Raw genomic sequence first — 26,870 nt, forward strand, 5'->3', positions numbered from 1 at the left:
AGCTAAGCTGCGTATTTGAATGTTTCCACGCGGGAAACGATTCTCCATAGAAAGGAGGTGATCCAGCCGCACCTTCCGATACGGCTACCTTGTTACGACTTCACCCCAATCATCTATCCCACCTTCGGCGGCTGGCTCCTTGCGGTTACCCCACCGACTTCGGGTGTTATAAACTCTCGTGGTGTGACGGGCGGTGTGTACAAGACCCGGGAACGTATTCACCGCGGCATGCTGATCCGCGATTACTAGCAATTCCGACTTCATGCAGGCGAGTTGCAGCCTGCAATCCGAACTGAGACCGGCTTTTTAGGATTCGTTCCACCTCGCGGCTTCACAGCCCGTTGTACCGGCCATTGTAGTACGTGTGTAGCCCAGGTCATAAGGGGCATGATGATTTGACGTCATCCCCACCTTCCTCCGGTTTGTCACCGGCAGTCACCTTAGAGTGCCCATCCGAAATGCTGGCAACTAAGATCAAGGGTTGCGCTCGTTGCGGGACTTAACCCAACATCTCACGACACGAGCTGACGACAACCATGCACCACCTGTCTCCTCTGTCCCGAAGGAAAGATACATCTCTGTACCGGTCAGAGGGATGTCAAGACCTGGTAAGGTTCTTCGCGTTGCTTCGAATTAAACCACATACTCCACTGCTTGTGCGGGTCCCCGTCAATTCCTTTGAGTTTCAGTCTTGCGACCGTACTCCCCAGGCGGAGTGCTTAATGTGTTAACTTCGGCACCAAGGGTATCGAAACCCCTAACACCTAGCACTCATCGTTTACGGCGTGGACTACCAGGGTATCTAATCCTGTTTGCTCCCCACGCTTTCGCGCCTCAGCGTCAGTTACAGCCCAGAGAGTCGCCTTCGCCACTGGTGTTCCTCCACATATCTACGCATTTCACCGCTACACGTGGAATTCCACTCTCCTCTTCTGCACTCAAGTCACCCAGTTTCCAGTGCGATCCGGGGTTGAGCCCCGGGATTAAACACCAGACTTAAATGACCGCCTGCGCGCGCTTTACGCCCAATAATTCCGGACAACGCTTGCCCCCTACGTATTACCGCGGCTGCTGGCACGTAGTTAGCCGGGGCTTTCTTCTCAGGTACCGTCACCTTGAGAGCAGTTACTCTCCCAAGCGTTCTTCCCTGGCAACAGAGCTTTACGATCCGAAAACCTTCATCACTCACGCGGCATTGCTCCGTCAGGCTTTCGCCCATTGCGGAAGATTCCCTACTGCTGCCTCCCGTAGGAGTCTGGGCCGTGTCTCAGTCCCAGTGTGGCCGATCACCCTCTCAGGTCGGCTACGCATCGTCGCCTTGGTGAGCCGTTACCCCACCAACTAGCTAATGCGCCGCAGGCCCATCCCCAAGTGACAGATTGCTCCGTCTTTCCAGTTCTCTTCAGGAGAAGAAAACAACTATTCGGTATTAGCTACCGTTTCCGGTAGTTGTCCCAAGCTTGAGGGCAGGTTGCCTACGTGTTACTCACCCGTCCGCCGCTAACCATCAGAGAAGCAAGCTTCTCATCAAGTCCGCTCGACTTGCATGTATTAGGCATGCCGCCAGCGTTCGTCCTGAGCCAGGATCAAACTCTCCAATAAAGATGAATTTCAGCAGCGTGGTTAGACGCTATGAAAATCATCGGTGGTATTGAAAAGAGCGATAAGCTCATTTTGAAACTGACGATTCATTACGAATCAAAAGTTACTATCCATTTGTTCAGTTTTCAAGGAACTTGTTGTCCGTTTGTGTTAATGCTTGTCAACCGGACAGGAATCTTATCTTATCATGTTGACTCAATAACTGTCAACACTTTTTTTCGTCAGCGTTCAAAGCGTTTCGACAATCATTCGTTTGAGGCGACAAGAAATAATATATCATGATCTAATTCATTTAGCAAGCACTTTTTAATAAGCTTTTTATAAATACTTTATAATCCACAACTCCCTCTAACTAAGGAGACTCTCAACCACATCAATCGACAGAATGAATGAATTCAGAAGGATCAACTCTAATTACATACAGATACTTCGGGTTACTGAACACATGAATTCTATTTACTAAAAATAGATGAGTACATCTACTTGTGAACAAATAGTATTAGATAACCATTTAGAGGATACTTTTATATAAGAAGTGTCGTTCCCTACACTTTTGATGCAAGTGATCCAAACGCTCTATAATAAGGTATATATAATATAGAAGAAGGAATGGTTATGATACACCCGCTCAAGTAGTCACAGACACAATACTCAACAGTATTAAATTCGGAATCCGTTCCCTACACACAATCGATTTCCTTTATATCAAGGATGCTCTGGTCAATAACCTATATGGGGTGAACGCATATGAAGCAATGGTTGAAGAACATTCGAAAGGGTTATGGTAAAAAGCTCGTTTCCATTCATGCGTGGAATGCCTGGATTGTTGTCATCCTCGCTGTATCAGGTCTTATGTTGGTCGGTGGTTTCTGGCGTGAGTTACTCGGGATCGGACGTGTATGGTTAAAGTGGCTACATATTGTCGTCGGGCTAGCTATGCTGGCACCTGTGGTGTATTACTTACTTTTAGCCGGAAAGCACTGGAAACAACTTCGTAATCGGCCTTGGCAGAGAGCAAATACAATTGTTGTTCTTGCACTGCTGGTAGGATGGCTATTGTCAGGAATTGTGTTATGGCAGTTCAAGCTCGCTGGGCCGAGATGGTCGAATGCGGCACTTCTTGTTCATGATTTGCTGACTTGGGTTGGCCTGCCTTATATTATCTACCACTCCATCACGCGAACGAAATGGTTAAAAGATCCTGCACGCCGTGCAGTAAAAGCAACGACAGTTGTAGCAGAGGGTAGAAATATAGTGCATCCAACTGATGCTCCTGATGAAAATACGACGCCAGCAGCGGTCGTTTCTACCGAATCTATACGTACCATTAGGGAGAGTCCTCTCCATCAAGCTGAGAAACCTCAACCCGTGTATACACGGCGGGCATTTATTCGGTCTGCTGTAGGAGTGGGGCTAGCTGTGACTTTGGGGCCTACTTTTATATCATGGGTTGGACGAAACCTCAACATAGACAACAGTATAGATAGCATGCTGGAGAACGACCCCAATCACATGGTGCCCTTACCACAAGCACTGCCAGCTTCCTCACCTCCCGTTGGAGGCGGAGCTGAAGGTCATTTTCGCGTATACACTGTAACACCGATACCTTCCTTTTCCAATTCAAACTGGTCATTCCGGATTGATGGGCTTGTTGAACACGCACAAGTATGGAACTGGGAGCAATTTGTGAAGCTCGCACGTACCGTTCAGGTCAGTGACTTTCACTGCGTAACAGGCTGGTCTGTTTATAAAAACACTTGGGAAGGCATATCTCTTAAGCAACTATTGACCCAAGCCGGAGTAAAACCCGAAGCGCAAAGCGTAAAATTCTACTCAGGAGACGGTGTATATACGGATGCTATTACGATGGATCAGGCACAAATGGAGGATATTATGGTAGCTGTCATGCATGATGGCAAACCGATTCCAGCGGATCTGGGCGGCCCGGTACGATTGGTGATTCCCCAGATGTATGCCTATAAGTCCGTCAAGTGGCTGAATCGTATTGAACTGATCGACAGCGAACATATCGGCTACTGGGAAGAACGAGGTTACGACAAGGATGCATGGCTTACTGGTTCTAATCAGGCGCGTTCCTGATTCGTTACTGGCGATATACAGTTGAGCTTAAATAAATGTGCAAACCAAAGACCCCCGTTCCACTTATTCGTGGTACAGGGGTCTTTAAATTATCTATTACTTATGCAAGTTACGTCGCGATTTATTCAAAGCCTACTCCACATTAAGGATCTATCCCTGTTGATTCAAAAGACGTACAAGTTCGTCCTCATCCTCAATGGTAGGAATGCCGAGATCATGAGCTTTGGTCAGTTTAGAACCCGCCTTCTCTCCGGCAATAACGAGGTCTGTCTTTTTGGAGACACTGCCCGTCACCTTCGCTCCAAGTGCTTCAAGTCGTTGCGTTGCCTCTTCCCGCGTGAGTTGATGCAGCGTTCCAGTCAACACGACCGTTTTGCCACTGAAGAAGGAATCTTCCACAATCGCTGCTGGTGCCTCAGGTGCCTGGGCTTTCACGCCCAAACTCAACATCTTCTCGATAGCTGCCTGTGTAAACGGGTCTGCAAAGAAAGTCACAATGCTCTCAGCTACAATACCGCCTACATCAGGTAGTTCAACGAGTTCCTCTGCCGTTGCATTCATAATGGCATGTAGGTCGCGGTAATGATCAGCCAGCATACGTGTAGTTGATTTACCTGTATTCGGAATACCCAGTGAATACAGGAAAGAAGCGAGGTCACGATCCTTACTCTGCTCCAGGGCAGCAATAAGGTTATTTGCTTTCTTTTCACCAAACCGCTCCAGCTTCACCAAATCATCGAATTGCAATGTATACAGGTCAGCGGGCTCACGCACGTTCAATTCATCGTACAGCTGAATCGCCGTTTTCTCGCTGAATGTCTCAATGTCCATTGCATCACGGGAAGCAAAATGGGAAATCCGGGCCACCGTCTGCGGTTTGCACGCCAGCTTGTTGTTACAGAACAAATGCGCTCCACGCTGTTCCAGCGGGAATCCACATGCCGGACATTGCTCAGGGAACACAATTTCCTCGCCATCACTCTCTTCAGTCACTTTACCCAGGATCTCAGGAATGACATCATTGGACCGACGGATAAAGACACGTGTACCCAAGGCAAACTTCAGATTTTTCCGCTCAATGTCACCTACGTTATTCAATGTACAGTTCTGTACCGTCACCCCAGCTAGCTCAACCGGTTCAACTCGAGCAAGTGGAGTTACTTTGCCAGTACGACCCACATTCCAGACTACAGAGTTCAGAACAGTCGTGGTCTCTTCCGCCTCGAACTTGTACGCTACCGCCCAACGAGGGAATTTATCCGTGTAACCCAATGCCTCACGGGTGCGCATGTCTGTAATTTTGATAACAGCTCCATCAATCAGGTAGTCCAGTTGGCCACGGCTCTCTTGTATCGCAGCTAATTGCTCCATCACATCATCAAACTCATGGAAATACGTAATGGACGGATTGACTTTGAATCTATTCTCACGGAGAAAGTCCATCATCTCCTGATGGTTGGCAAACTGAATATCATCCGAATAACCTACATTATAAAAATAGGCATTCAAACGCCGCTCAGCGGTAGTCTTCGGATTCAGGTTACGCAGCGCTCCTGCTGCGGCATTCCGGGCATTTTTGAGCGGCTCTGCTGCTGTTTCATTATAACGATTCAATACCGACAGGTTCATGATGCCTTCACCCTGGACTTCAATCGTGCCGCCTGTATAAGGGATTTTGAGGGGAACCGACTTAATCGTTCTAACCTGTGCCAAAATGCCCTCGCCTACGGTTCCGTTTCCACGCGTAGAGGCTTGAACCAACTCACCGTTTGTGTACGTTAGATTCAGGGTCAATCCGTCAAACTTCAGTTCGATGACATAGCCAGGTTCAGGCAACGGATTATTCGGATTTTTGGTGTTGTAGTCATTCACCAGCTTGAGCACACGAGTATTCCAGTTTCGCAGCTGCTCTATATTCTGGGCTTTGTCCAAGCTCCACAATGAGGATAAATGGCGATGCGGTGTAAAACCTTTGAGCAGTTCACCACCCACACGCTGTGTCGGAGAATCAGGCAAAACCATGCCACTCTCCTGTTCCAGCGTAACCAGTTCATCGTACAGAAGATCATACTCCTTATCACTGATCTGCGGCTGGTCCATCGTGTAGTACTGATAATTATGCTGGTTCAGCTTGGTAACGAGTTGCTCCATCCGGTGCATCGGGTCCATACAGGGCCATCCCTCCGTTATTATAATTTGGATCTATGTAGAACGAACGTTAGAGAAAGCTCTACGTTCGTTCATGAATGTCTATTCCACTTTGGTGATCGGGGCAAAGCCTGCAAGCAGACGTTTTAGTCCAACTGGGGCAGGGAATGCGATCTGAAGCTCTGTGTCATTACCTGTGCCTTTCACCCCAACAATGGTACCTGTTCCCCATTTGCCATGTTGTACTTTATCTCCGGCTTTGAATCCGTCAGAACCAGCTCCGGCAGCGGCCGGTTTAGATGCCGACGACGGGGCAGGTGTGCTGGATGTACTGGACGAAGTACTCATAGTAACCCGTGAGGAAGTAACTGACGAAGCGGAAGAACCGCTTTGGCTCTGACGATCAAACAGCTTGCTTGCTCCGCCACCAAAGTTGCTCCCTCCACTGGCCCCAAGTCCACGACCACCATATGATCCTCCTGCGCTGCTACCACGACGGTAGCGGTCACGAGCGATGGAAGTATCTTCTTTTAGCTCATCCGGAATTTCATCCAGGAAGCGTGAAGGCGGGTTCGCCGTTGTACGTCCGAACAAGGTACGCATTTGCGCGCAAGACAGGAAGAGTTGTTCTTCCGCACGCGTAATGCCCACATAAGCCAGTCTGCGTTCTTCCTCCAACTCCTCGTTATCCATAAAGGCCCGGCTGTGCGGGAAAACACCTTCCTCCATACCAACGATAAAGACGACGGGGAATTCCAGACCTTTGGCACTGTGCATCGTCATCAGGGTAACTGCATCACTCTGATCCTCTTCATCATCGTTCATGCTGTCGATATCCGCGATCAGTGCGAGATCAGTGAGGAACGAAACGAGCGTTTTGTCTTCATTATTTTTCTCGAATTCCATGGTAACGGACAGGAACTCATCTATGTTCTCGAGCCGTGCACGGGATTCGAGTGTGTTTTCATTTTGCATCTCAAGTCGGTACTGGCTCATCTCGAGAATTTTCTCGGTCAGTTCGGTCACAGACAGATACTCTACCATCTGATGCAGCGCGGCGATCATATCATAGAACTCCACCAGCGCATTCCGCGTTCGACCAGCAAAACCGAGATCGTCTACGACCTGAAGCACACGGTATATCGATATCCCCCGTTCTCCTGCCGCAGCTGCCAGCTTCGCTACCGTTGTATCACCAATGCTACGTTTTGGTACATTAATAATCCGGGTCAGGCTGATGTCATCATCCGGGTTGGAAAGCAGGCGCAGATACGCCAGAATGTCCTTGATCTCTTTACGATCATAGAACTTGATGCCGCCAACGATCTGATACGGAATATCAGACTTGATCAAAATTTCCTCTATAACCCGGGACTGGGCATTGGTACGGTACAAAATAGCGTGATTCTGATAGGATTTGCCGTTCTTCACATTTTTACTAATCTCCGAAGTTACAAAATACCCCTCATCATGTTCGGAATCCGCACGGTACACCTTGATTTTTGAGCCACCCTCTTTGTCCGTCCACAGTTTCTTCGGTTTGCGTCCAGTATTCAGGCCGATTACCTCATTCGCTGCATTCAGGATATTCGAAGTGGAACGATAGTTTTGCTCCAGCAAAATCGTATTGGCTTCAGGGTAGTCTTTCTCGAAATTCAGGATGTTGCTGATATCCGCTCCACGCCAGCGATAGATTGATTGGTCACTATCCCCTACGACGCAAATGCGGTGATGACTGTCAGCAAGCATGCGGCACAGCATGTACTGCGCACGGTTGGTATCCTGATACTCATCCACGTGAATGTACTGGAATTTCTTTTGGTAAAAGTCGAGAACTTCCGGCACTTCTTTGAAAAGTTGAATAGTCGCCATGATGAGATCGTCAAAGTCGAGCGAGTTGTTGGCTCTGAGCCGTTTTTGGTACATCTTATATACCTTCGCCACAATGCCTTCGAAATAATCAGCGGCCTGCTTCTCATATTGCTCCGGACTGATCAATTCATTCTTCGCGGTGCTCATCATCGACTGAACGGCTTTTGGTTCAAATTTCTTGGTGTCGATGTTCTGGTCTTTCATACAACTACGAATGACAGATAATTGGTCAGATGAGTCCAAAATGCTGAAATTGGAGGTGAATCCAATGCGTTCAATGTCACGGCGCAAAATACGCACGCACATGGAGTGGAACGTTGATACCCAGATGTCACGACCCTGAGAGCCGCCAACCAGTTGAGAGACCCGGTCTTGCATCTCGCGTGCTGCTTTGTTCGTAAACGTAATAGCCAAAATGCCCCACGGGGGTGCTTTTCGTGTTGCAATAAGATAGGCAATCCGGTGTGTGAGCACCCGGGTTTTACCACTGCCCGCTCCGGCCATTATCAATAATGGTCCATCCGTCGCCTCGACGGCTTGCCGTTGGGGGGTGTTAAGCCGTGCAACGGCATCATGTATATTTACAGGTTGCATGCATGCATGCTCCTTTCATTGGTTGAAATATAAAGTCTAATTCAGAGGTTACACTAGGACTCCGATTGCAGAACCGTCCTTCGATCGCTGTTATCCCCAGATTTTTTTGATTCCCTTCTCCAAAGGGAAAATCCGGTGATAAAGGCGAACACTTCGTTTCTCCAGATCGATTCCGCCTTCTCCATTTTAGTGTAAAAGATAATTAATCCTTATAAAAGCTGTTCTATAATAGCAAAGCCAAAGTTCTATTTTAACAGATCAAGAGGGGAAATTGGGGGAATGGTAAACTAAACCGATTAAACGGATTGTTTCACAGCCTGGACCGTCTCCAATGCCTTGTGCAAATCACTGTACACAATATTGCCAACCACTACGGTGTCTGCGACCTGTGAAGCTTGTCCAGCTTTCTCCGGACTATCAATCCCGCCGCCGTAGATAAGATGCGCCTTGGTGAGTTGTCTGTGTGTCTCTCCAACGAGCTCCATATCTCCAAACGTACCGCTATACTCCAAGTATACGATAGGCAGGTTCAGCAGACGTTCCGCAGCCTGGGCGTAAGCAACCGCAGCATCCGTCGTCAACTCCGTATCCGCTCCGGTCATTCGGGCAACAGTGGAGTCGGCATTGAGGACAATATAGCCTTCTGCAATAAGCAGATCCCATGGGATCAAATAACCGTAACGCTCGATGGCTTGCTGGTGCTGTCCGATCATCCATTTGCTATCCGTTGCATTCAGCACCATCGGAATCAGATATCCGTCAAAACCGGGTACAACTGCCTCCAGATCGGATACTTCCAGCACACAGGGCAGCTCGTAGCGACGTACTCTGGACATCAGGTCCACCGTGTTGTCATAGGTAATTCCCGAAGACCCGCCAACAATAATGGCATCAGTTCCCGACATGCAGATCAGGTCGAGTGCTTCATCCGTTATTTCCCGGTCCGGGTCTAGCTTAAATACATGTCTCCACTGCTTAATCATGTCTATCAACGAACATTCCTCCAGAGGTTCTTCTGTATCCTAAAAAGCTTGTAAACTAAGTCTAAGTCAGCAGGGAGTGAGTGTCAATGTTCGTATAAAAAGGGGAACAAAAAATCACAGACTTTTCCCTGGAATTGCAGGAGAAGCCTGTAATTTAAGATGATAGGGATGTGAAGGCTACAGAATTTAAGCCAGCACCTGGTGCCACTGCGAACATCAATATCTTGAGTAAGGTTGGATCGCAAGTCACAAGTAGGAACACTGCATCCTTTGAGTCATAATTTAATACTCAAGGCTTCCAGGCAAAACGTGAGTTCATCTCATCCAGTTCCTGCTCGGTCAATACATCCGAATACACACCGTACACGCCCCATTTCTCATAGTTCGCTACCTGGTCGGTGTCATTAATGGTATGCACATAGGTGACGGCTCCTGCCTGCTTCAGCTTGGCGACGAAATTCTGGTTTACTTTATATTCCGGCATGGTTACGGCATCGATATCATTTTTTTGTACAAAATCAACCACCTGGGCTTCAGTATCCTGCGTAGCATAAAGGGTATAGATAATAGAAGGAAAATCGTAGATTTCTTTCACGGTTTCGAGCATCGGCTCGTTATAGATCTGTACTACAACCCGATTAAGAATTGAAGGGTCATGTTTCTTGGCTGCGTCCACGAGTGATTTTAGCACCTGCTGAATATCCTCGTCCTTCTGTTCTTTGGTATCAGTCACGATATACATATCCGGGTACTTGGCCAATACATCCATAATGCCGTCGGCATCCATCGGTTGGTACATGCCCAGAATGGGCGTATTCATAAATTCATCATGCGTCAATGCCCCAGCCTGTTTGTCTTCGGGTAGCTCCTCGTCCTGTCCCAGCATTTTGCTCATGTTGGCGGTCCATTCATGTCTGGCTACTGCTTTACGGTCCGAGGTCAGCATAAAGTCAATCTCAAACACACGCGTGCCCTTCTCATAATTGGCAATCATCGCCTCATAGGCGTTCGTGTAAGGCTGCTCACGGATACTTCCCATGGCATGAGCAATCAGTCGATAGGCCGTAAACCCATCGTGCTGCTCCTCGCTCTGACTGTCATAGGCAAAAAAGAGTGTGCCCACGGTTACAATAAGTAGTGTAATGACGGCGGCAATTCGTTTCATATGGCGTTCACATCCTTATAAGGGTGGTAGGAAAGAAAAAGAGTATGATTATCATGATATGACGAAGCATGTGCGGTTTTTCCTTTTTGATAGCTAACTACCCTGATTGGAGAGGTGTAAAACAAAAAGCCGCCCGAAGGCGGCTGTTAAATGGTTGATCATTGGAATTGAGCGAAGATTAATAAGCATTCTTGAGGCCATTTCGAATGGTCTCCCATATGATTTTGATATCAAATAATAAGGACCAGTTTTCAATATAAAAGATATCCTGCTCAATCCGATCCTCGATCGACGTATCTCCTCTTAATCCTTTACTCTGCGCCAATCCCGTAATTCCCGGGCGAACATGATGTTTAATCATGTACTTCGGAATTTCATCCCGGAATTGATTCACGTAGTACGGGCGTTCTGGCCTTGGGCCAACTACGCTCATGTGCCCCAGTAGAACATTGAAGAATTGAGGCAATTCATCCAGGCTGGTGCGTCTTATAAATGTACCGAAGGCCGTACGGCGCGGATCATTCTTCGTTGACCAACCTGTATCTATTGTGCCTTCTGGAATGACTTTCATGGAGCGAAATTTATACATCATGAAGTTGCGTCGGTTGAGCCCAACGCGTTCCTGTTTGAAAATTATAGGACCGGATGAAGTCAGTCGCACTCCCACAGCAACAACGAGCATCACCGGTGAGGTTAGCAGGATGGCGACGAGAGAGAACATAATATCGAACACACGCTTCAACAGTCGGTTTACGGCCATATCTAACGGGATATCACGAACGTTAATCATCGGCATCCCTGCGAAGTTATCGAAATATGGTCGAGCTGGCAGGTAATCAAAAAAATCAGGAATGATTAGTGTCCGTACACCGGCTTGCTCACACACATTGATAATATGCGAATACTTATCATGAGCATCCAGAGGTAATGCCAGAATGACTTCGTCAACAAAATGAGTGGACAAAAACTCTTCCAGCTGGTCTATTCTACCGAGGATTGGTTTGTATTTCCCCTGTTCCGTCCGATCCCAACAATGAAAGTCATCAAAAAAACCGGTAACTTCATAACCCAGCTCAGGGTAATTCTGAAGTTTATCAAAGAATCTCTTGCCCAACGTACCTGCCCCGAGAATCACTACAAATTGGCGGTTAAAGCCTTTTTTACGAAAACGCCTTAACTGTAATTTAATAATATAACGGTAAATCAGTATAAATGTAACGTTCCCCATCATATAAAGGATCAAGTAAGTTCGGGAAACATTAACTTCTTTAAATATAAACATGAGACTCAATAACATAAAGAAGGCCACACCGTGAGATTGCACGAGCCTCCATAGTTCGTCTGTGAAACGTTTCTTACGCTTGGGAGTGTATAAAGAGGACATTATGCCAACTGCAATCGCAAGCCCCCCATACACAAGACTCCATAACATATATTTTTCAATAGGTAATGGATGATGATGTGGCAATAAATCACTCTCGAACTTTAACCACCAGGCGAACAAGAACGAAAGCTGAATGACTCCAAAATCAGTAGCTATATACAATTGAGTCAGAAATCGCTGATTACGCCGAATCATGTGTTCACCTCGGAGGATGTCTTCCGATCTGCCGCACGACCTGATGAAAATTCTTTCTGTGGTTTCGATCTAACTAACTTATTGCGGATCAGAGACAATGAAAATTTTAGTGAAATGCCGAGCCATACTGCCGTGTTGGTAAAGATGCCATAATTCTTGGCATAATGCTTGCGGTGAAAGACCCACATTGCCCTATGAAACTCATAAATGATTTTCATAGGCTTTCGACGGGCACTCGCACCTTTGTAATGCACAATATATGTACGCGGATAATAATAAATGCCCCAACCCGCCTCTTTGATACGATAACACCAATCAACATCTTCGCCGTACATGAAGAAGGTTTCGTCCAATCCGCCCACCTGTTCTATAACTTCACGACGGACAAGAATAAATGCACCAACCAGGCAATCGATTGGGTATTCATTATCTGGGCTTAAGTGACCCAACTGATATTGGTTAAACTTTGGACGATCAGGGAACAACCGAGAAAAACCAAAAGCATAATAGAATGAAGCTGCCGGCGTGGGGAATCCTCGCTTGCACGCTTTATCCAAGGAGCCATCAGGAAGGATCACCTTACAACCGGATGCCCCCATCTCTGGATGTCGATCCATGAATCCGAGCATGATCTCCAGTGTATCCGGCTGCACGACTGTATCCGAATTAAGCAGTAGAATATAGCGTCCCTTAGCTATTTTCATGCCTTGGTTATTTGCAACGGCGAAACCCGTATTGTCACGATTTGCAATTAACCGTACATCTGGGTATTCGTCACGGATTGCTTCCACGGAGCCATCACGAGATGCATTGTCAACGACGATGAGCTCATAGTGAAAGGAAGTAAGGGAATCATACACTGATGCCAGACAGTCCAATGTCAGCTTACGTGTATTGTAGTTTACGATGATGATGCTGACATCAGGACTACAGTTCTTATTATTTTTCGATCCCCCTTGTAAGGGAACATCTGCTGTTTCGACCATTTTGTAAAACTCCTGACTTTGTAATGCTTTGTTTATCTATAGAAAGTATAGCATATTATGGGCGAAGGTGTGGAAGTCATAGCCAATCTACAACTTATACCTTTTTCAAGACATATATGAGCTTAAGAACAAGGTTATCAAGAGAAGCATGACGATAAAAGGGCATTTGGGACGCATATTTAATACGTTTTATCCAAGGGCTATCCAGTTGGTTTAAAAAGCACTGTATATCCTTTAGTTGCTGAGCAGATAATTGATCTTTATTAAGATGTAGGAACATCTTTGCTTGTTTGCTTAATATAAAATGATTTTTACCATTCACGAATCGACTCCATCTATTTTTCCATTTCGCGATCCATCCTTCGCTGCTCCCACCCAAAACATTATTTTGGTGTTGTCGATACTGGATCATCGGCTCTTCATCAAAAATGACCACACCAAATGCACTAACATAAAGATAGATCCACCAATCATGCATAATAACCTGAGTTAGATCGGAAGGAATGCTAGCCCTAACTTGCTTAAAAGCGACAGGATTGATGACTATAGTACAGCCTACGCAGCAGTTTTCGACTATGGCATTATACATGCTTAGCGCCTTCGGAGGGAGTGTAGGCCACACATTTATATGGTTTAGATCCTGATCTACCATCTGTGTAGAAGAACAATACATAAGTGGTATGTTTGATTGTCTCGACTTTAGTTTAGTTACTGCCCTAATAAGTTTATCCTGCTTCCACACGTCATCCTGATCACAAAAAGCGTAAAAATCATATACAGGCTCCGTTTGGCACATCAGTTCAAAAAAACTCCCGATCACGCCCAAGTTTTTACCTTCAATAACTCGGATTTGGTCCGGATGAGACTTGGCATATTCGTTTAATTTTTGTACAGTTCCATCAGATGAGCCATCATCCCTAATATTAATCTGGACGTCCACCTCATATTGTGCGAGAAGACTTTCCATCTGTTCATCAATGTACTTTACTCCGTTATATGTAGAAAGCATAATGCATACTTTAGATTTATTCACGTGTCACCTCAAAATCCGACTTTTCTTTATTATATACGAAAACTCCCGCTCAAAAGTATGAGCGAGAGTTACATAATGCTGCTATGGCCGTTCCTATTTTGCCAATAAGCTAATAAATTCACGCAGGCCCTCCCGCCATGGGCGGAGATCCGCCAAACCATTAGTTCGAATGGCTAGATGGTCCATTACCGAATTTTGCGGCCTTGGAGCTGGTCTGGGGAACTGCTCTGTCGTACAAGGCTCCAATTGTGCTTGAATGGATATCCCCCCAACACTCCGTGCTTCCTCAAAGATAGCCTGGGTGAATTCATACCATGTACAAGTATCGCTGTTCGAAGCATGATATACCCCATACATTTCTGTTTGCATAAGCTCTAGGATAAATCGTGCCAAATCAACGGTATACGTAGGTGACCCTTTTTGGTCATGTACCACCTGTAACTTTGGTTTTTCCTGACCTAATTTCAGCATCGTTTTGACAAAATTATTCCCGTACAGTCCATAAACCCAAGAAGTACGCACAACAAACCATTTGGAGGACAACGACTGTACCAGTAATTCTCCTGCTCGTTTGGACTTGCCATACACACTTTGCGGATTCGTATCATCATATTCCTGATAGGGACTTAATGAGTTGCCATCAAATACATAGTCCGTACTAATATAGATAAGTTTAGCTCCAGTTCTTTCTGCTGCTACAGCAATATTGCGTGTTCCTACCGCATTCACCTTATAAGCACTATCAATATCCGTTTCCGCTACATCTACGGCTGTATAAGCTGCACAATGAATGACCGCTTCAGGATGATAGGAGGAAATGACGTCATTACACTGTGCCTGATTGGTTATATCCATCTGATCCCGATCACAAGCAAGAACAGAATGCCCCTCCTTCTCCAAAAGAAGAACGACATCCCGTCCCAGTTGCCCGTTTGCTCCTGTAACCAAAACCTTCATTACTTCACGTCTCCCAATCGAGAGCCATATTGCTTGGCATAGTACTGTTGATAGACTCCCGACTGAATACGAGTCCACCATTCCTTGTTATCCAGATACCATTGAATAGTCTCCTTGATCCCAGTTTCAAACGTATGCTTTGGTTTCCAGCCTAGTTCAGACATCGTTTTGGCCGGATCAATGCCATATCTGCGGTCATGCCCGGGACGGTCCTGCACGTATTTGATTAGGGATTCCGGCTTACCAAGCTGCTCCAAAATGGTTTTCACAATGTGCACGTTGGTTCTTTCATTATTGCCACCAATGTTGTAAACCTCACCATTAATCCCTTGATGAATTACCAAATCAATGGCGCTACAGTGGTCTTCAACATAAAGCCAGTCCCGGATGTTCAACCCATCTCCATATACAGGTAAGGCTTCATCAGCAAGGGCACGTGAAATCATCAGAGGGATCAGTTTCTCAGGAAACTGGTAAGGACCGTAATTGTTGGAACAGCGTGTGATATTCACGGGCAAACCAAAAGTCTCATGATATGCACGCACAAGCAGGTCTCCACCTGCTTTAGATGCCGAATAAGGACTGTTAGGTTGTAGTGGTGTCTCTTCCGTAAATAGACCTGTAGGACCAAGCGAGCCATACACCTCATCCGTCGATACTTGAACAAACTTGGCGATATTGTGTTTTCTAGCAGCCTCCAGTAACGCTTGCGTACCATTAACGTTAGTCCGTACAAACACATCTGGTTCCAAAATGCTGCGATCCACATGAGATTCGGCTGCAAAGTTAACGACAACGTCCACATTTTGGCCGATTAGGCGATCCATCTCAGCAGCATCTGTAATATCTGCTTTGACAAAGGTATGACGTGCGTTGCTTTCAAGTGACTTCAAGTTTTCCAAGTTGCCTGCATACGTCAGCGCATCCACATTGATGATTTCGTAATCAGGATGCTGGTCCAGCATATACATCACAAAATTACTTCCAATAAAACCGGCCCCGCCGGTAACGAGCAGTTTCATAGTGTTGGAACCTCCTAATTACTTCACTTCGAAATTGAAATTGATCTCCGCATCTTGAAGTAAAGGATGTCTTTGGTCCTTATCTGACAAAGTTGGACTAGATGTAGGCCAATCAATTCCAAGAGCCGGGTCACTCCATAATATGCCGCGGTCGTTCTCCGGGGAATAGTATTCGTCCACTTTGTACAAGACTTGGGTGTTTGGTACCAGTGTACAAAAGCCATGAGCAAATCCTTTGGGTACCAGTAACTGACGGTGATTATGTTCACTCAAGATGAAACCCTCCCACTGTCCGAAGGTAGGAGATCCTTGACGAATGTCCACGATAACATCGTAAATCACACCCGAGATAACCCGAATTAACTTCGTTTGCGCTTTGGGATTAAGTTGGTAGTGCAATCCGCGCAGTACACTGGGCTGAGCAGATAGGGATTGGTTATCCTGAATAAAGTGGTAGTTAATTCCTTGTTGATTCATAAGCTGCTCATTGTAACTTTCCATAAAAAAACCCCGGTGATCCCCATGAACCACCGGTTCAATCAAACAGGCGCCATTCAGCTTGGAAGGAGTGATTTTCAATTATTCCGCCATCCCTTCTCTTCTATAACTTTAACTTCCCGAACTCATCTCCGAAAACAATATTTTGCGCCAATTCATTGGCCCGTGCCAACGACGTGTGAGTACCTGCGTCCGTCCACCAACCCTTAAGTATATCGTAGGTTAGATTTCCTCGTTCAATGTACGCATTGTTTACGTCTGTGATTTCCAATTCGCCTCTTGCAGAAGGCTTTAATGTCTTGATGATCTTAAAGACTTCACTATCAAACATATATATGCCTGTTACCGCATATTTGCTTTTGGGTTTTTGAGGTTTTTCTTCAATGGATACGATGCGATCGCCATGTAACTCGGGCACTCCGAAGCGATGAGGATCGGTGACTTCTTGTATCAATATTTTTGCTCCGGAGTTTTGCTCCCGGAAATTGGTCACATACTCTGTAATGTCGTCCTCGAACACGTTATCACCCAGAATGACCACCATTTGGTCATTACCTGTAAATTGTTCTGCCAATCCAAGCGCTTGAGCTATTCCTCCTGCTTCATCTTGAACTCGATATGTGAATGAGACACCTATATCGCTTCCGCTACCGAGCAGATTAACGACATCCCCCATATGTTCTTTGCCGGTAATCACCATGATGTCGGTAAGGCCAGCTTGTTTTAATTTATATGCGGAATGGAAGATCATCGGATACTTGCCCACAGGAAGCAGGTGTTTATTAGTTACCTTTGTTAAAGGAAAAAGGCGGGAGCCTGTCCCGCCTGCAAGAATTACGGCTTTCATAGTTACCCCCCAAAAAAAATTATGTTATATTACTTTATAAAAATAACTAATTTATAAATAAGCAGTCATATTATAAAGGTTAAGTGGAGGCCCTTTTGATAAAAAAAATAATTAGACTACTAGGAAACGTTTTTATTATACCGATATACTTTCTGTCAATACTAATCCCAAAAAACAAGAATATTTGGGTGTTTGGCTCTTGGTTTGGAATGAGATACTCTGATAACAGTAGATATGTTTTTGAGCATGTCCTTAAGCATGAGAAAAACCTCAGGCCAATCTGGTTATCGCATAATAAATCAGTAATCCAGTTACTGAGAAATAAAAATTTCGAGGCGTACCCTATAAATTCAATCAAGGGCTTCTGGTACACATGCAGAGCCAGTGCAGCCATATTTAGTGTCAACTTGTCTGATATTAATCAACTAGGATCAAGAAAATTGTTAAAAGTACAACTTTGGCATGGTATACCATTAAAAAAGATTGTTTACGATGACAATTATGAAAATATTCAAAAAAACAAGATTGTTCAAATATTAAAAAAAATAAAATCTCTACTCTTTCCTTTTAAAGAAGTTATTGGGAGTTGGGATGTCGTAATGTCTACTAGCCCTTTAGTTTCGACTATATTTAAATCCGCATTTAGGCTTGAAGATGACCGTATAGCTGTAACAGGTACTCCTCGAGCTGACTTTTTGCTCTGTCCGTCTCAAATACACCCAATAATATTTAAAGAAACAGAGTCAAAGGAAAAGCAACATCTGAGAATTGCATATTTCCCTACACATAGAAATGACTCAAAAGCATTAATAGATTTCATTTATAAGATAAGTGTGTTAGAAAACTTTCTGACTGATCATAATGCAGTCCTATATATTAAATTACATTACTATAACTTATCCCATATTAACCCTTCATTGATCCAAAATAGTAATATTATCATTCTTCAAGAAGAAGACTGCCCAGATATTAATGAGCTTCTTCCATTTGTTGATATTCTTATTACTGACTATTCTAGTGTTTATTTTGATTATCTTCTCCTTGATCGTCCAATGATTTTTCTCCCATTCGATCTTAAAGATTATCAGGCAGTTAATCGCGAACTCTATGGAGATTACAATGAACTTACTCCAGGACCTAAATGTTACACATGGGAAGAGGTTATGGTTCAATTAGAAGGATTGATCAGGGATCATGACAATTATATTAAGATTAGAACAGAATTCAAACATCAATACCATACGTATCAAGATACAAAAAATTCCCAGAGAGTCGTTGATGTTGTAAAACAATACATTAATACTCAATAATTTCATATAGTAATTCAATCACTCTCTTAGAAGCATAACCGTCATCCAGATAGTTGAACTTTGCTATAAATTTTTCATACTGTTCGTGATATAAGGAAGCATGTTGTTCGGCATTTATAACAGATTCAACAAGACTATATTCATTGTATACTATAGAACCAGGGGCTTCTTTCAACAAGTCAAAATAGAAGCCTCTTAACTCATTTTCATATTTGATAATATCATATACAAAAAAAATCATTGGTTTTCTAGTCAAACTGTAATCGAACATCACTGAAGAATAATCTGTAATCAAGATATCAGATATAAGATAGAGTTGCTGGATGTCGTCTTCTGCTTTAAAAATCCTAACGAAGCTTTTTAAAGCTTCGTCTAAGCAGAAGTTGTGATCAACAAAGTAATGCATTTTAATTAACAAGATATATTCATTACCTAATTGTTGCTTTAATCGGTTTAGATTCAATTTCAAGTTAAGCTTCCACTGGCCAGGTGAATCATATTCATCATCTCGCCAAGTAGGTGCATATAGTATGATTTTTTTGTCCTCGTCAATATCTAGATTTCTTTTTATATTGTTAATATTCTTACTAGTATTCAAAAGAACCAAATTATCATTTCTCGGATAACCAACTTCCCAGATTGATTTATTAAAAGCAAAGCATCTTCTGAAAATTTCAGTAGAGTATTGATTTTGAGAAATTAAATAGTCCCAATTTTGTGCCTGTTTTTTGAATTTCCTTTTATAATGCTCGATATCGGCATCACCTGCAATGTTCATAATTTCCATGTCTAATGCAAGTTTTTTTAATGGAGTCCCATGCCACGTTTGTATAAAAATATTTTTTTTTCGTTTTACTAATAAAGTAGGTTGTCTGGAATCGAATATCCATACATGAGCTCTTGCAGCATAATACAAATATTTAAATCTCATTCTTTTAACCTTTATACAAGGTCCGGGAATGTTAATATCAAGGTTTTCAACAACCCAAACAAACACAAATTCATTAGATACTTCCCTAAGGATCATTTCCTCATAAATATATTTAGGATTGCCTGAATAATTTTTACCCATGTTACTTTCAAACAGAATTAATTTCTTCCTGATTGGGATAAAAGTTATAAAAAATAGATATAAAACAGAGCATACGAATACGTATGCTCTATAAATTTTATTTTTCATGCTAATTCCTTCTTAAATAAATCCTGTTTAATTTTAGTAGTTGAGATTCCCTCTGTTCTTGTTAAGTATACTACTTTGCAGTAGTCCTGAAGAAAATCAAACTTACCTTTCCAATCATCTCCCATTACAAATATGTCAACCTTATTGGAGATCACATCACTAATTTTCTGTTCCCAGTTTGATTCTTCTATAACAAGATCAACATAACGGATGGATTCTAAAATCATTTTTCTGGATTCGAATGAAAAATATGTTTCTTTATTTTTAAGTCTATTAAAATTATCGTTCGATAAACCAACGATCAAATGATCACCTAACTCTTTAGCACGTTTCAAAAGATTAATATGCCCATCGTGTAGTAGATCAAAGGTACCATAAGTTAGAACTGTTGTCATAAAACTCAACTCCATCTAATTTATATTAATTCAATGAGTCATAAAACATAGCCATTGCTCTGTCATTATACTTTTTATAATCAAAATTAACCTCTTTCTTACTTTCCTCAATAAATTCTTTCATACCTTGATAGAGCCCCTCAACACTATTACTAACTAAGGTCCCTTCAGCATTCTCAATTACACTTCTCGAACCAGCAATGTCGGTTGAAATAATATGTTTGGAAAGAACTAAAGCTTCTAGTAAAACCATAGGTTGCCCCTCATGGTTAGATGATAGAATAAAACAATCAAATAATTTCATAAGAGCGTGCGGATTATCAATATGTCCGGTGAAAATTATTCTATCTTGTAACCCCAGAGAAGCAACTAACCTTTTCAACTTACTATCAAGCACTCCAGAACCAACAATATATAAAGCAATGTTAGAATATTGCCCACTCAAAAAACTAAAAGCTTGAATAAGCTTAGCCTGGTCTTTTTCCGGCGAAAGTCTTCCTACAGTTATAAATTTCACTACATTATTTTTAGGAAGGAGGATTCCTTGAATTGAAAGTTTGTTCTCTGTTTCTTTTTTTACAATTATATACTCAGAGTCATTATAAGATAAATTTTCAATACAGTTTGATGCTTTTAATACACTTTCAGCATTTATAGAGTTATGAACATAAATGGCTCTTTCCTCATCCAAGTATTTGCTAAGATTTTTTAAATTAAGCTCTCTTGTGTTTTTTGAAACCGATACAACATGAGTATAAAACTTGTAAAACGAAAAAATCAAAGATAAATTCTTTTTATGTTTATAATCTCCATTAATTAACTTATTCTTTTCGGCGTACATGTCATTGTGTTGATATATATTTTTAACTTTAAATTCCCCAAATGCAAACAAAGTGGACCAAAATGGAACATAGCCACTAAAATCTATGGCAATATCAAACTTCGATCCTCCATACATCCTCAATAATTCTCTTTGATATAGTTTTCTAGGAATAATCCAATTAAGAATTTTTGAACTGCAACCAAAATATTGAATTAGTGCATGTCTATAATGTTCAAAAATGGTGGCATTCATGCTGTCAACCCTGTATAAAACCTTTGTTTTCACGTTAATTTTACTAATATTCTCCTCAGACTCTCTATCGTAACTATCTTTATCAATGATAACAACATTAAATTTAGAATAGTCTATATTATTCATAAGGTTTAATGCTGAGGTAGTTATACCGTTGTTTTTAAATCCTCCACAATAAATAAGAATGTTAGTTTTATAGTTATCATAAAATTTTTTGAAATTATAATGTTTGTTCTCATTAAAAATAGCATCTATGATTTTTTTTGTTGTATTCCCTTGTTCTAAAGAACAATATTTATTATAGAATTCGAGATATTTTTCTTGATATTGTTTTTTAACTTCTTCGATCCTATTTATTGATGATGTAATATCTTCTATTGAGGAATATACTGGGCCAGGAAGATTATTTACATCTAGATAAAGCCCCCTAGCTTCAGTATAATCATCTACATCATACATAAAATAAAGAATTGGTTTCTTTGTTACCATATAATCAAAGAAGATACTTGAATAATCAGTAATAAGGATATCAACTATAGATAACAATTCATTTGTATCCACCCAGTCAGGAATTAATTTTATCGATTCGAACCGTGAATCATTTTTTATAAATTTGAACATTAAAGTGTGAACCTTCAAAATGAGTCTATAACCACCGGGGATATTTTTATTCATTTTCAAAATGTGCTCATAAATTTCATCATTTCTATTTGCTGATTGCCCTACTTCCCCGCGCCAAGTTGGTGCATATAAAATTATTTTATCTTTTTGATCCATCTCTATTTGATTAAAGAGGTACGCTGTTTCAGATGATTTGCTATTTATTGTAGCGTCTATCCTCGGGTAACCTTCCTCTAAAACAACTCCTGTGAAAATACCATTAATGTCATGCGAATTTATTAATACAGTGGTAGTGAAATTATTAGGACTTAAAATATAATCCGATTGTAAAAAGTTTCTTTGTATGTTTTTTAATTGACCTCTTTTCCCCCTCATATCTTTTCCCAATGTTTTTAACGGTGTACCGTGCCATGTATTTATATAAACCTGATTATCCTTTTTTTGAAAATAAGGAGGAAATGTTACATTGTTTATAAGATACTTTGAAATAGCCAGATACTTTATATAGCCAATACTTCCTACTCTAACAAATTTAACTTTTTTATTCTCTCTATACTTTTGAGCATAATAATTTTCTTTATCATTAACAGCCCATACATGGACTAAATCTTTTCTCGTTGTAATTAACTGCTTGAATATAGCATAGGGATTATCTGTCATGTTCTTACCATGATACGATTCATAAAAAACTACATTGTGCTTTACTTTTAAGTATTTATAAAACATCGAATACAAAGTGATCAGTCTATAATTTCTGTTTTTGAGCAATCTCAACCAAGGTAAAAACATAAATTTCAACATTTTCTTCACAACGTTCATTGAATACCTCTCATTTTCTCTGATTTAAGAATTTTTATATAACTTACATATGTCATTAGCATTTCCAACTTGTCTAATTGTCCCGTTATCAAGCCATATAACTCTATTACACAAATTTTCTATTTGTTTTATAGAATGTGACACAAACAAAACGGTAGTACCTTCTTTCATCATTGATTTGATTTTATTTTCACTTTTTTCCTTGAATTTAAAATCTCCAACAGAAAGAACTTCGTCAAGTATAAGAATTTCTGGTTTAACAGCAGTTGCTATAGAAAATCCTAGTCTCGCCTTCATGCCTGAAGAATAGTTTTTCAGAGGAGTATGAAGAAATTTACTTTCTATCTCTGAAAACTCTAAAATTTCTTTAATATGTTCATGCAAAAATTTCTTTGAGTATCCCATAAGCATGCCGTTGAGATAAACATTTTCAATTCCAGATAGATCTCCATTAAAGCCTGCCCCTAGTTCTATTAACGGAGCAATAGTTCCTTTACGATGTACCTCCCCACTTGTAGGTTTTAAAATTCCTGAAATAACCTTTAACAATGTACTTTTCCCTGCACCGTTTCTCCCTATAATGCCAAAGACTTCACCTTTGTTTACCGAAAAATTCACATTATTTAATGCTAAGAAATCCTCGTATTTGAGTTTCCCTTTAATTTTTTTCACAAAATAATGTTTCATAGAATCAATTTTTTCTGTTGCTAAACGATATTTCATAGTAACATTGCTAACTTCTAAAACAGTAGTTGAATTTTTCATTTTCTCCTCACTTTTATAAATAGAGTACAAATCGATGCTGATTTTTGTAGAATACGAATAACCCAATCAAGGACAATAATATTGCATAGATAAAAGTAAAGGACATAAGTGCTACCGAGGGAACAGCCCCATCTAATAACAGTGTTCTAAACATACTGACCACATTGAACAAAGGGTTGATTTCTATTAGTAACATGTACTTATCTGGTATGATCTCTGCTGGATAGAAAATAGGAGTTAAATACATGACCAGTGTGAGAATTACTGAATATAGATGTTTAATATCCCTAAAATATACATTTACAGTGGATAACAAAAGACCCACCCCCGTTGATATGAGCAAAAGACAAAACAGTGGGAAAACTATGAATACGTTAGTCCAATGAAAACTTACTCCAGTAAAAACCATTACCAAAGCTAAAGGGATGATGGATACAATCGTGGTGAAAAAAGAAGAGCAAATCCTAGATATAGGAAACAAGTATTTTGGCACATATATTTTTTTTAACAATTGACCATTAGCTACTATTGAATCCATAGCGAAATTTGTGGACTCAGAGAAAAATTGATAAACCAATCGCCCCGCCATTACATATACAGGGAAGTTTTCAATATTTTTATCGAAAAGGTTAGAGAAAACAATCGTTAGTACTACCATCATTAAGAGCGGATTCAGCATACTCCAAAAAATACCTAATATCGAATTTCTGTATTTTAATTTGATATCTTTCTTAATAAGCTCTATCAGAAGATCTTTGTATTTAATAAGATTCACAACATAATTTTTCATAAACTACCCTCATATGCTAAAATATTGACGTATCTACAAGTAAAGGAGAATTAAACCTTGTCGAATCCAGTATACGGGAAAACCAAAAAGACGTCGAGCACGGCTAGGTCCGGTTCGGCTTCACCGCTTCTATGGACTCTGTCCACAGGACTTACCTTATTTTTACTCTGGTCTTCATTTCAAGTTGCGTTATTTAACGGACAATTGCTTCAATTTGAAGGCCCCATTTATTGGGCACTAGTAATTACAAGCCTCCTCTTTATTGTCTGGGCTGTAGTTTACTACAAAAGCATCTCACTAGAATCCCAACAAGATTGGCTCAAGTTACTCGTTCTACTACTGCCACTCACCTACATACTGTCACTTATTAGTGCAGCATCGCATTACTTGGCAGTCAACATGATTCTAATCCAGTGCATTTATGCCATGCTCTTCGTCATGACGATGTCCCTCCTCCAGAACAAACAAATTAATCATATCATACAATCTTCCTTAATAGGAATTGCATATGTAATAGTCGGATATGGTCTATTAAATTGGTTTGGTGCTTTCAGCTTCGCAGGCAAGCTGGTTGGATGGTTCTCTTCAGGTGTAGTTAACGGTGTATATAACCAAGCGATCTGGAATGATGCCAACGGTCCGCGGCTTGCTTCCGTATTCCAGTACCCGAATACATACGCAGCCTTCTTGATGGCATTTCTGTTCATTAGCATCTTTAGCCTGATCCGCACCAAAAAGGTGTATAAACAGTTGGTCCACGGATTCATGCTTGTTCCTATCTTACTGTCTCTGTTGCTGACACTTTCGCGGACAGGTCTTGTGATGATGCCTATCGTGTTCGTGATCATCCTGTTGCTGCTTAAACCAGCAAAACAAATTTTATGGTTCATTTATCTTGCCATATCGGGAATAGCTACGATTGCTATCCTGAATCCGGTCAATACCGCCGGACTCGAATTACAGAAACAGTTCTCGACCGGACTTGCAACTAAAGGTTGGATCTATCTGATTACCGCATCCATCGTTGTAGCGATTATCAACTGGTTGATCCAACGTTGGATCGCTCCAAAGCTTGAAGCCAAGTTCCAAGCTTGGGGTAAACGTAAAGGCGCAAGCCTCTGGATTCCGCTTGGCTCAGTGCTGCTCGCCATTATCGCAGCAGTGCTGTTGTTGGGTACCAGCGTTCGCAACATTTTGCCGGACAGCATCAGTACGCGTCTGGAAAACATCAACTTCCAGCAGCATAGTGTCCTGGAACGACTCACCTTCTACAAAGATGCCGCCAAGGTTATCGCGGATTATCCTTTGATTGGTGCTGGCGGTGGCGCTTGGACTGCACTGTACGAAAAGTATCAAAACAATCCATACGTCAGTGCCCAGGCACATAACTTCTTCATGCAGTATCTGGTAGAAGTCGGACTCATCGGATTTATCATTTTCATGGCATTTATTCTGTATATCTTCTATCAATTCGTTCGCAGCTACTTGCGAAGAGATGAAAGCGAAAGAGAGTCTCATTTTGTTTTTTTTATTTTATCTATGACTATTCTGGTACTGAGTCTACTCGATTTCAATATGAGCTATGTTTTCATCGGTATGCTGGTGTTTATCGGGTTTGGAGGTATGGCAGCGGTAATCGAACCACGGCCTGTTAAACGTTTGAATTTGAAGGTGAGCCCATCGGCTGCACGAGGGATCTATACTGCAATCGCCGGAGTTTCAATCATCGTACTATTGATCGTATCCGTCCGCTTCTTGCAAGCAAATCAATATGCGAATACAGCTAAAGAAGTAGCACAAACTAGCCAATCTTTTGAAGAGATTAAGACTGTATTGGACAAAGACTTGGCCATACGTAGTACACACTCTGACTCTCTCTTGACGCTATCTGCTCTGTATCAGCAGGGTTTCGAGCAGACGCAGGATGACCAGTTCTATATGGCTGGTGTAGATCTTTTGCAAAAAGGACTACAAGCAGAACCCTACAACAAAAGTATGGTTAAACAGCTAATCCAACTTTATGAGCTTAAAGGTGATAGTGACCGAGCGTATGCTCTCCAAAAAGAATATGCCAACAACTATATCTGGGATATGGAATGGTACGAGGCGCTAATTAGCCGTTCGTTCGATCTAGGATATCAAGCACTCGGACAAGGCGATACAGCCAAAAAAGAATCCTACTTCACATCAGGTCTGGATGCTTACCAGCATGTTGTTGATGGAGTAGAGCACCTAAAAACTCTTCCTGAAGGGCAACTTCAAGGAAAGCCATTCGAGCTAACTTCAACAATGATTCTAAATGCAGGGAAGATGAAATACATGCTAAATGATTCCGCCGGAGCTGCAACGGTTCTTAAGGGTGGAATTGCTGAGGATCTGTCCGATGCGACCAACCGTGAAATTGCCCGTTGGTACCTCGCAGCTCTGACGAAGGACGGACAACAGGATCAAGCGGTGTATGATAAATTGATTGCTGTAGCACCTAATGAAGCTGACGAGATTAAACAGATTGCTGAACTGAGCTTCTAA

General features: G+C 42.0%; 19 protein-coding genes and 1 rRNA gene. 3 read left to right on the forward strand and 17 right to left on the reverse strand.

All coding sequences use genetic code 11. The annotated features are described in order from the left end of the window. Window positions 1–50: 50 nt before the first annotated feature. A 16S ribosomal RNA gene (locus RS891_RS28245) occupies window positions 51–1,602 on the reverse strand. 747 nt (window positions 1,603–2,349) lie between these two features. On the opposite strand from RS891_RS28245, the gene RS891_RS28250 reads away from it, so the two are divergent. Beyond that, window positions 2,350–3,702: a molybdopterin-dependent oxidoreductase gene (locus RS891_RS28250; protein ID WP_315793744.1), complete on the forward strand. Its 1,353-nt coding sequence runs from the start codon at window positions 2,350–2,352 to the stop codon at window positions 3,700–3,702. A 150-nt stretch (window positions 3,703–3,852) separates the two neighbouring features. Here RS891_RS28250 and ligA read toward each other — a convergent pair whose 3' ends face one another. The 11 genes from ligA to RS891_RS28305 form a co-directional block, all read right to left on the reverse strand. Next, window positions 3,853–5,871, reverse strand: a complete 2,019-nt coding sequence (gene ligA, locus RS891_RS28255; RefSeq protein WP_315793745.1) for an NAD-dependent DNA ligase LigA — start codon at window positions 5,869–5,871, stop codon at window positions 3,853–3,855. An 81-nt stretch (window positions 5,872–5,952) separates the two neighbouring features. Then, window positions 5,953–8,316: a DNA helicase PcrA gene (gene pcrA / locus RS891_RS28260; RefSeq protein ID WP_315793746.1), complete on the reverse strand. Its 2,364-nt coding sequence runs from the start codon at window positions 8,314–8,316 to the stop codon at window positions 5,953–5,955. A gap of 296 nt (window positions 8,317–8,612) precedes the next feature. Next, window positions 8,613–9,299, reverse strand: coding sequence for a heptaprenylglyceryl phosphate synthase (locus tag RS891_RS28265; protein WP_397386974.1), 687 nt, complete (start codon window positions 9,297–9,299; stop codon window positions 8,613–8,615). Window positions 9,300–9,588: 289 nt separating this feature from the next. Further along, on the reverse strand, window positions 9,589–10,464 hold the full coding sequence (locus RS891_RS28270; protein WP_315793749.1) for a phosphatidylinositol-specific phospholipase C/glycerophosphodiester phosphodiesterase family protein: 876 nt from the start codon (window positions 10,462–10,464) through the stop codon (window positions 9,589–9,591). Between the two features lie 178 nt (window positions 10,465–10,642). Further along, window positions 10,643–12,043 carry an undecaprenyl-phosphate glucose phosphotransferase gene (locus RS891_RS28275; RefSeq protein WP_315793750.1) on the reverse strand — a complete coding sequence of 467 codons (1,401 nt, stop codon included), beginning with the start codon at window positions 12,041–12,043 and terminating at the stop codon, window positions 10,643–10,645. Further along, window positions 12,040–13,029, reverse strand: a complete 990-nt coding sequence (locus tag RS891_RS28280; protein ID WP_315793751.1) for a glycosyltransferase family 2 protein — start codon at window positions 13,027–13,029, stop codon at window positions 12,040–12,042. Before RS891_RS28280 ends, RS891_RS28275 begins: the two co-directional genes overlap by 4 nt. Window positions 13,030–13,123: 94 nt before the next feature. Then, the gene (locus tag RS891_RS28285; RefSeq protein ID WP_315793752.1) at window positions 13,124–14,062 is read right to left on the reverse strand and encodes a glycosyltransferase family 2 protein; all 939 of its coding nucleotides are present in this window, start codon (window positions 14,060–14,062) and stop codon (window positions 13,124–13,126) included. A gap of 93 nt (window positions 14,063–14,155) precedes the next feature. Then, window positions 14,156–15,019 (reverse strand): dTDP-4-dehydrorhamnose reductase, encoded by an 864-nt coding sequence (gene rfbD / locus RS891_RS28290; RefSeq protein ID WP_315793753.1) that lies wholly within the window; start codon window positions 15,017–15,019, stop codon window positions 14,156–14,158. After that, on the reverse strand, window positions 15,019–16,041 hold the full coding sequence (rfbB, locus tag RS891_RS28295) for a dTDP-glucose 4,6-dehydratase (protein WP_315793754.1): 1,023 nt from the start codon (window positions 16,039–16,041) through the stop codon (window positions 15,019–15,021). The genes rfbD and rfbB overlap by 1 nt, the downstream gene beginning before the upstream one ends. An 18-nt stretch (window positions 16,042–16,059) precedes the next feature. Further along, window positions 16,060–16,620, reverse strand: a complete 561-nt coding sequence (gene rfbC / locus RS891_RS28300) for a dTDP-4-dehydrorhamnose 3,5-epimerase (protein ID WP_315793755.1) — start codon at window positions 16,618–16,620, stop codon at window positions 16,060–16,062. Between the two features lie 22 nt (window positions 16,621–16,642). Further along, a complete protein-coding gene (locus RS891_RS28305; RefSeq protein WP_315793756.1) occupies window positions 16,643–17,386 on the reverse strand; it encodes a sugar phosphate nucleotidyltransferase in 744 nt (247 codons plus the stop codon). Between the two features lie 83 nt (window positions 17,387–17,469). Between RS891_RS28305 and RS891_RS28310 the strand changes: the two genes are divergently transcribed. Next, entirely contained in the window at window positions 17,470–18,696 is a 1,227-nt protein-coding gene (locus tag RS891_RS28310) for a CDP-glycerol glycerophosphotransferase family protein (protein ID WP_397386871.1), read from the forward strand. Here the strand turns inward: RS891_RS28310 and RS891_RS28315 are convergent. From RS891_RS28315 to RS891_RS28335, 5 genes are read right to left on the reverse strand one after another with little or no spacing between them, the layout of a single operon-like run. Then, the gene (locus tag RS891_RS28315) at window positions 18,683–19,876 is read right to left on the reverse strand and encodes a CDP-glycerol glycerophosphotransferase family protein (protein ID WP_315793757.1); all 1,194 of its coding nucleotides are present in this window, start codon (window positions 19,874–19,876) and stop codon (window positions 18,683–18,685) included. The genes RS891_RS28310 and RS891_RS28315 overlap by 14 nt on opposite strands. Then, complete coding sequence (gene tagD, locus RS891_RS28320; protein WP_315793759.1) at window positions 19,873–20,271, reverse strand: glycerol-3-phosphate cytidylyltransferase; 399 nt, start codon at window positions 20,269–20,271, stop codon at window positions 19,873–19,875. Before tagD ends, RS891_RS28315 begins: the two co-directional genes overlap by 4 nt. 25 nt (window positions 20,272–20,296) lie before the next feature. After that, entirely contained in the window at window positions 20,297–22,786 is a 2,490-nt protein-coding gene (locus RS891_RS28325) for a glycosyltransferase (RefSeq protein WP_315793760.1), read from the reverse strand. 24 nt (window positions 22,787–22,810) lie between these two features. After that, window positions 22,811–23,551, reverse strand: a complete 741-nt coding sequence (locus RS891_RS28330) for an ABC transporter ATP-binding protein (RefSeq protein WP_315793761.1) — start codon at window positions 23,549–23,551, stop codon at window positions 22,811–22,813. A 13-nt stretch (window positions 23,552–23,564) separates the two neighbouring features. Then, the gene (locus RS891_RS28335; RefSeq protein WP_315793762.1) at window positions 23,565–24,341 is read right to left on the reverse strand and encodes an ABC transporter permease; all 777 of its coding nucleotides are present in this window, start codon (window positions 24,339–24,341) and stop codon (window positions 23,565–23,567) included. Window positions 24,342–24,398: 57 nt separating this feature from the next. On the opposite strand from RS891_RS28335, the gene RS891_RS28340 reads away from it, so the two are divergent. Further along, on the forward strand, window positions 24,399–26,870 hold the full coding sequence (locus tag RS891_RS28340; protein WP_315793763.1) for an O-antigen ligase family protein: 2,472 nt from the start codon (window positions 24,399–24,401) through the stop codon (window positions 26,868–26,870).

The sequence above is a fragment of the Paenibacillus sp. BIC5C1 genome (assembly GCF_032399705.1).
GTDB lineage: Bacteria > Bacillota > Bacilli > Paenibacillales > Paenibacillaceae > Paenibacillus > Paenibacillus taichungensis_A.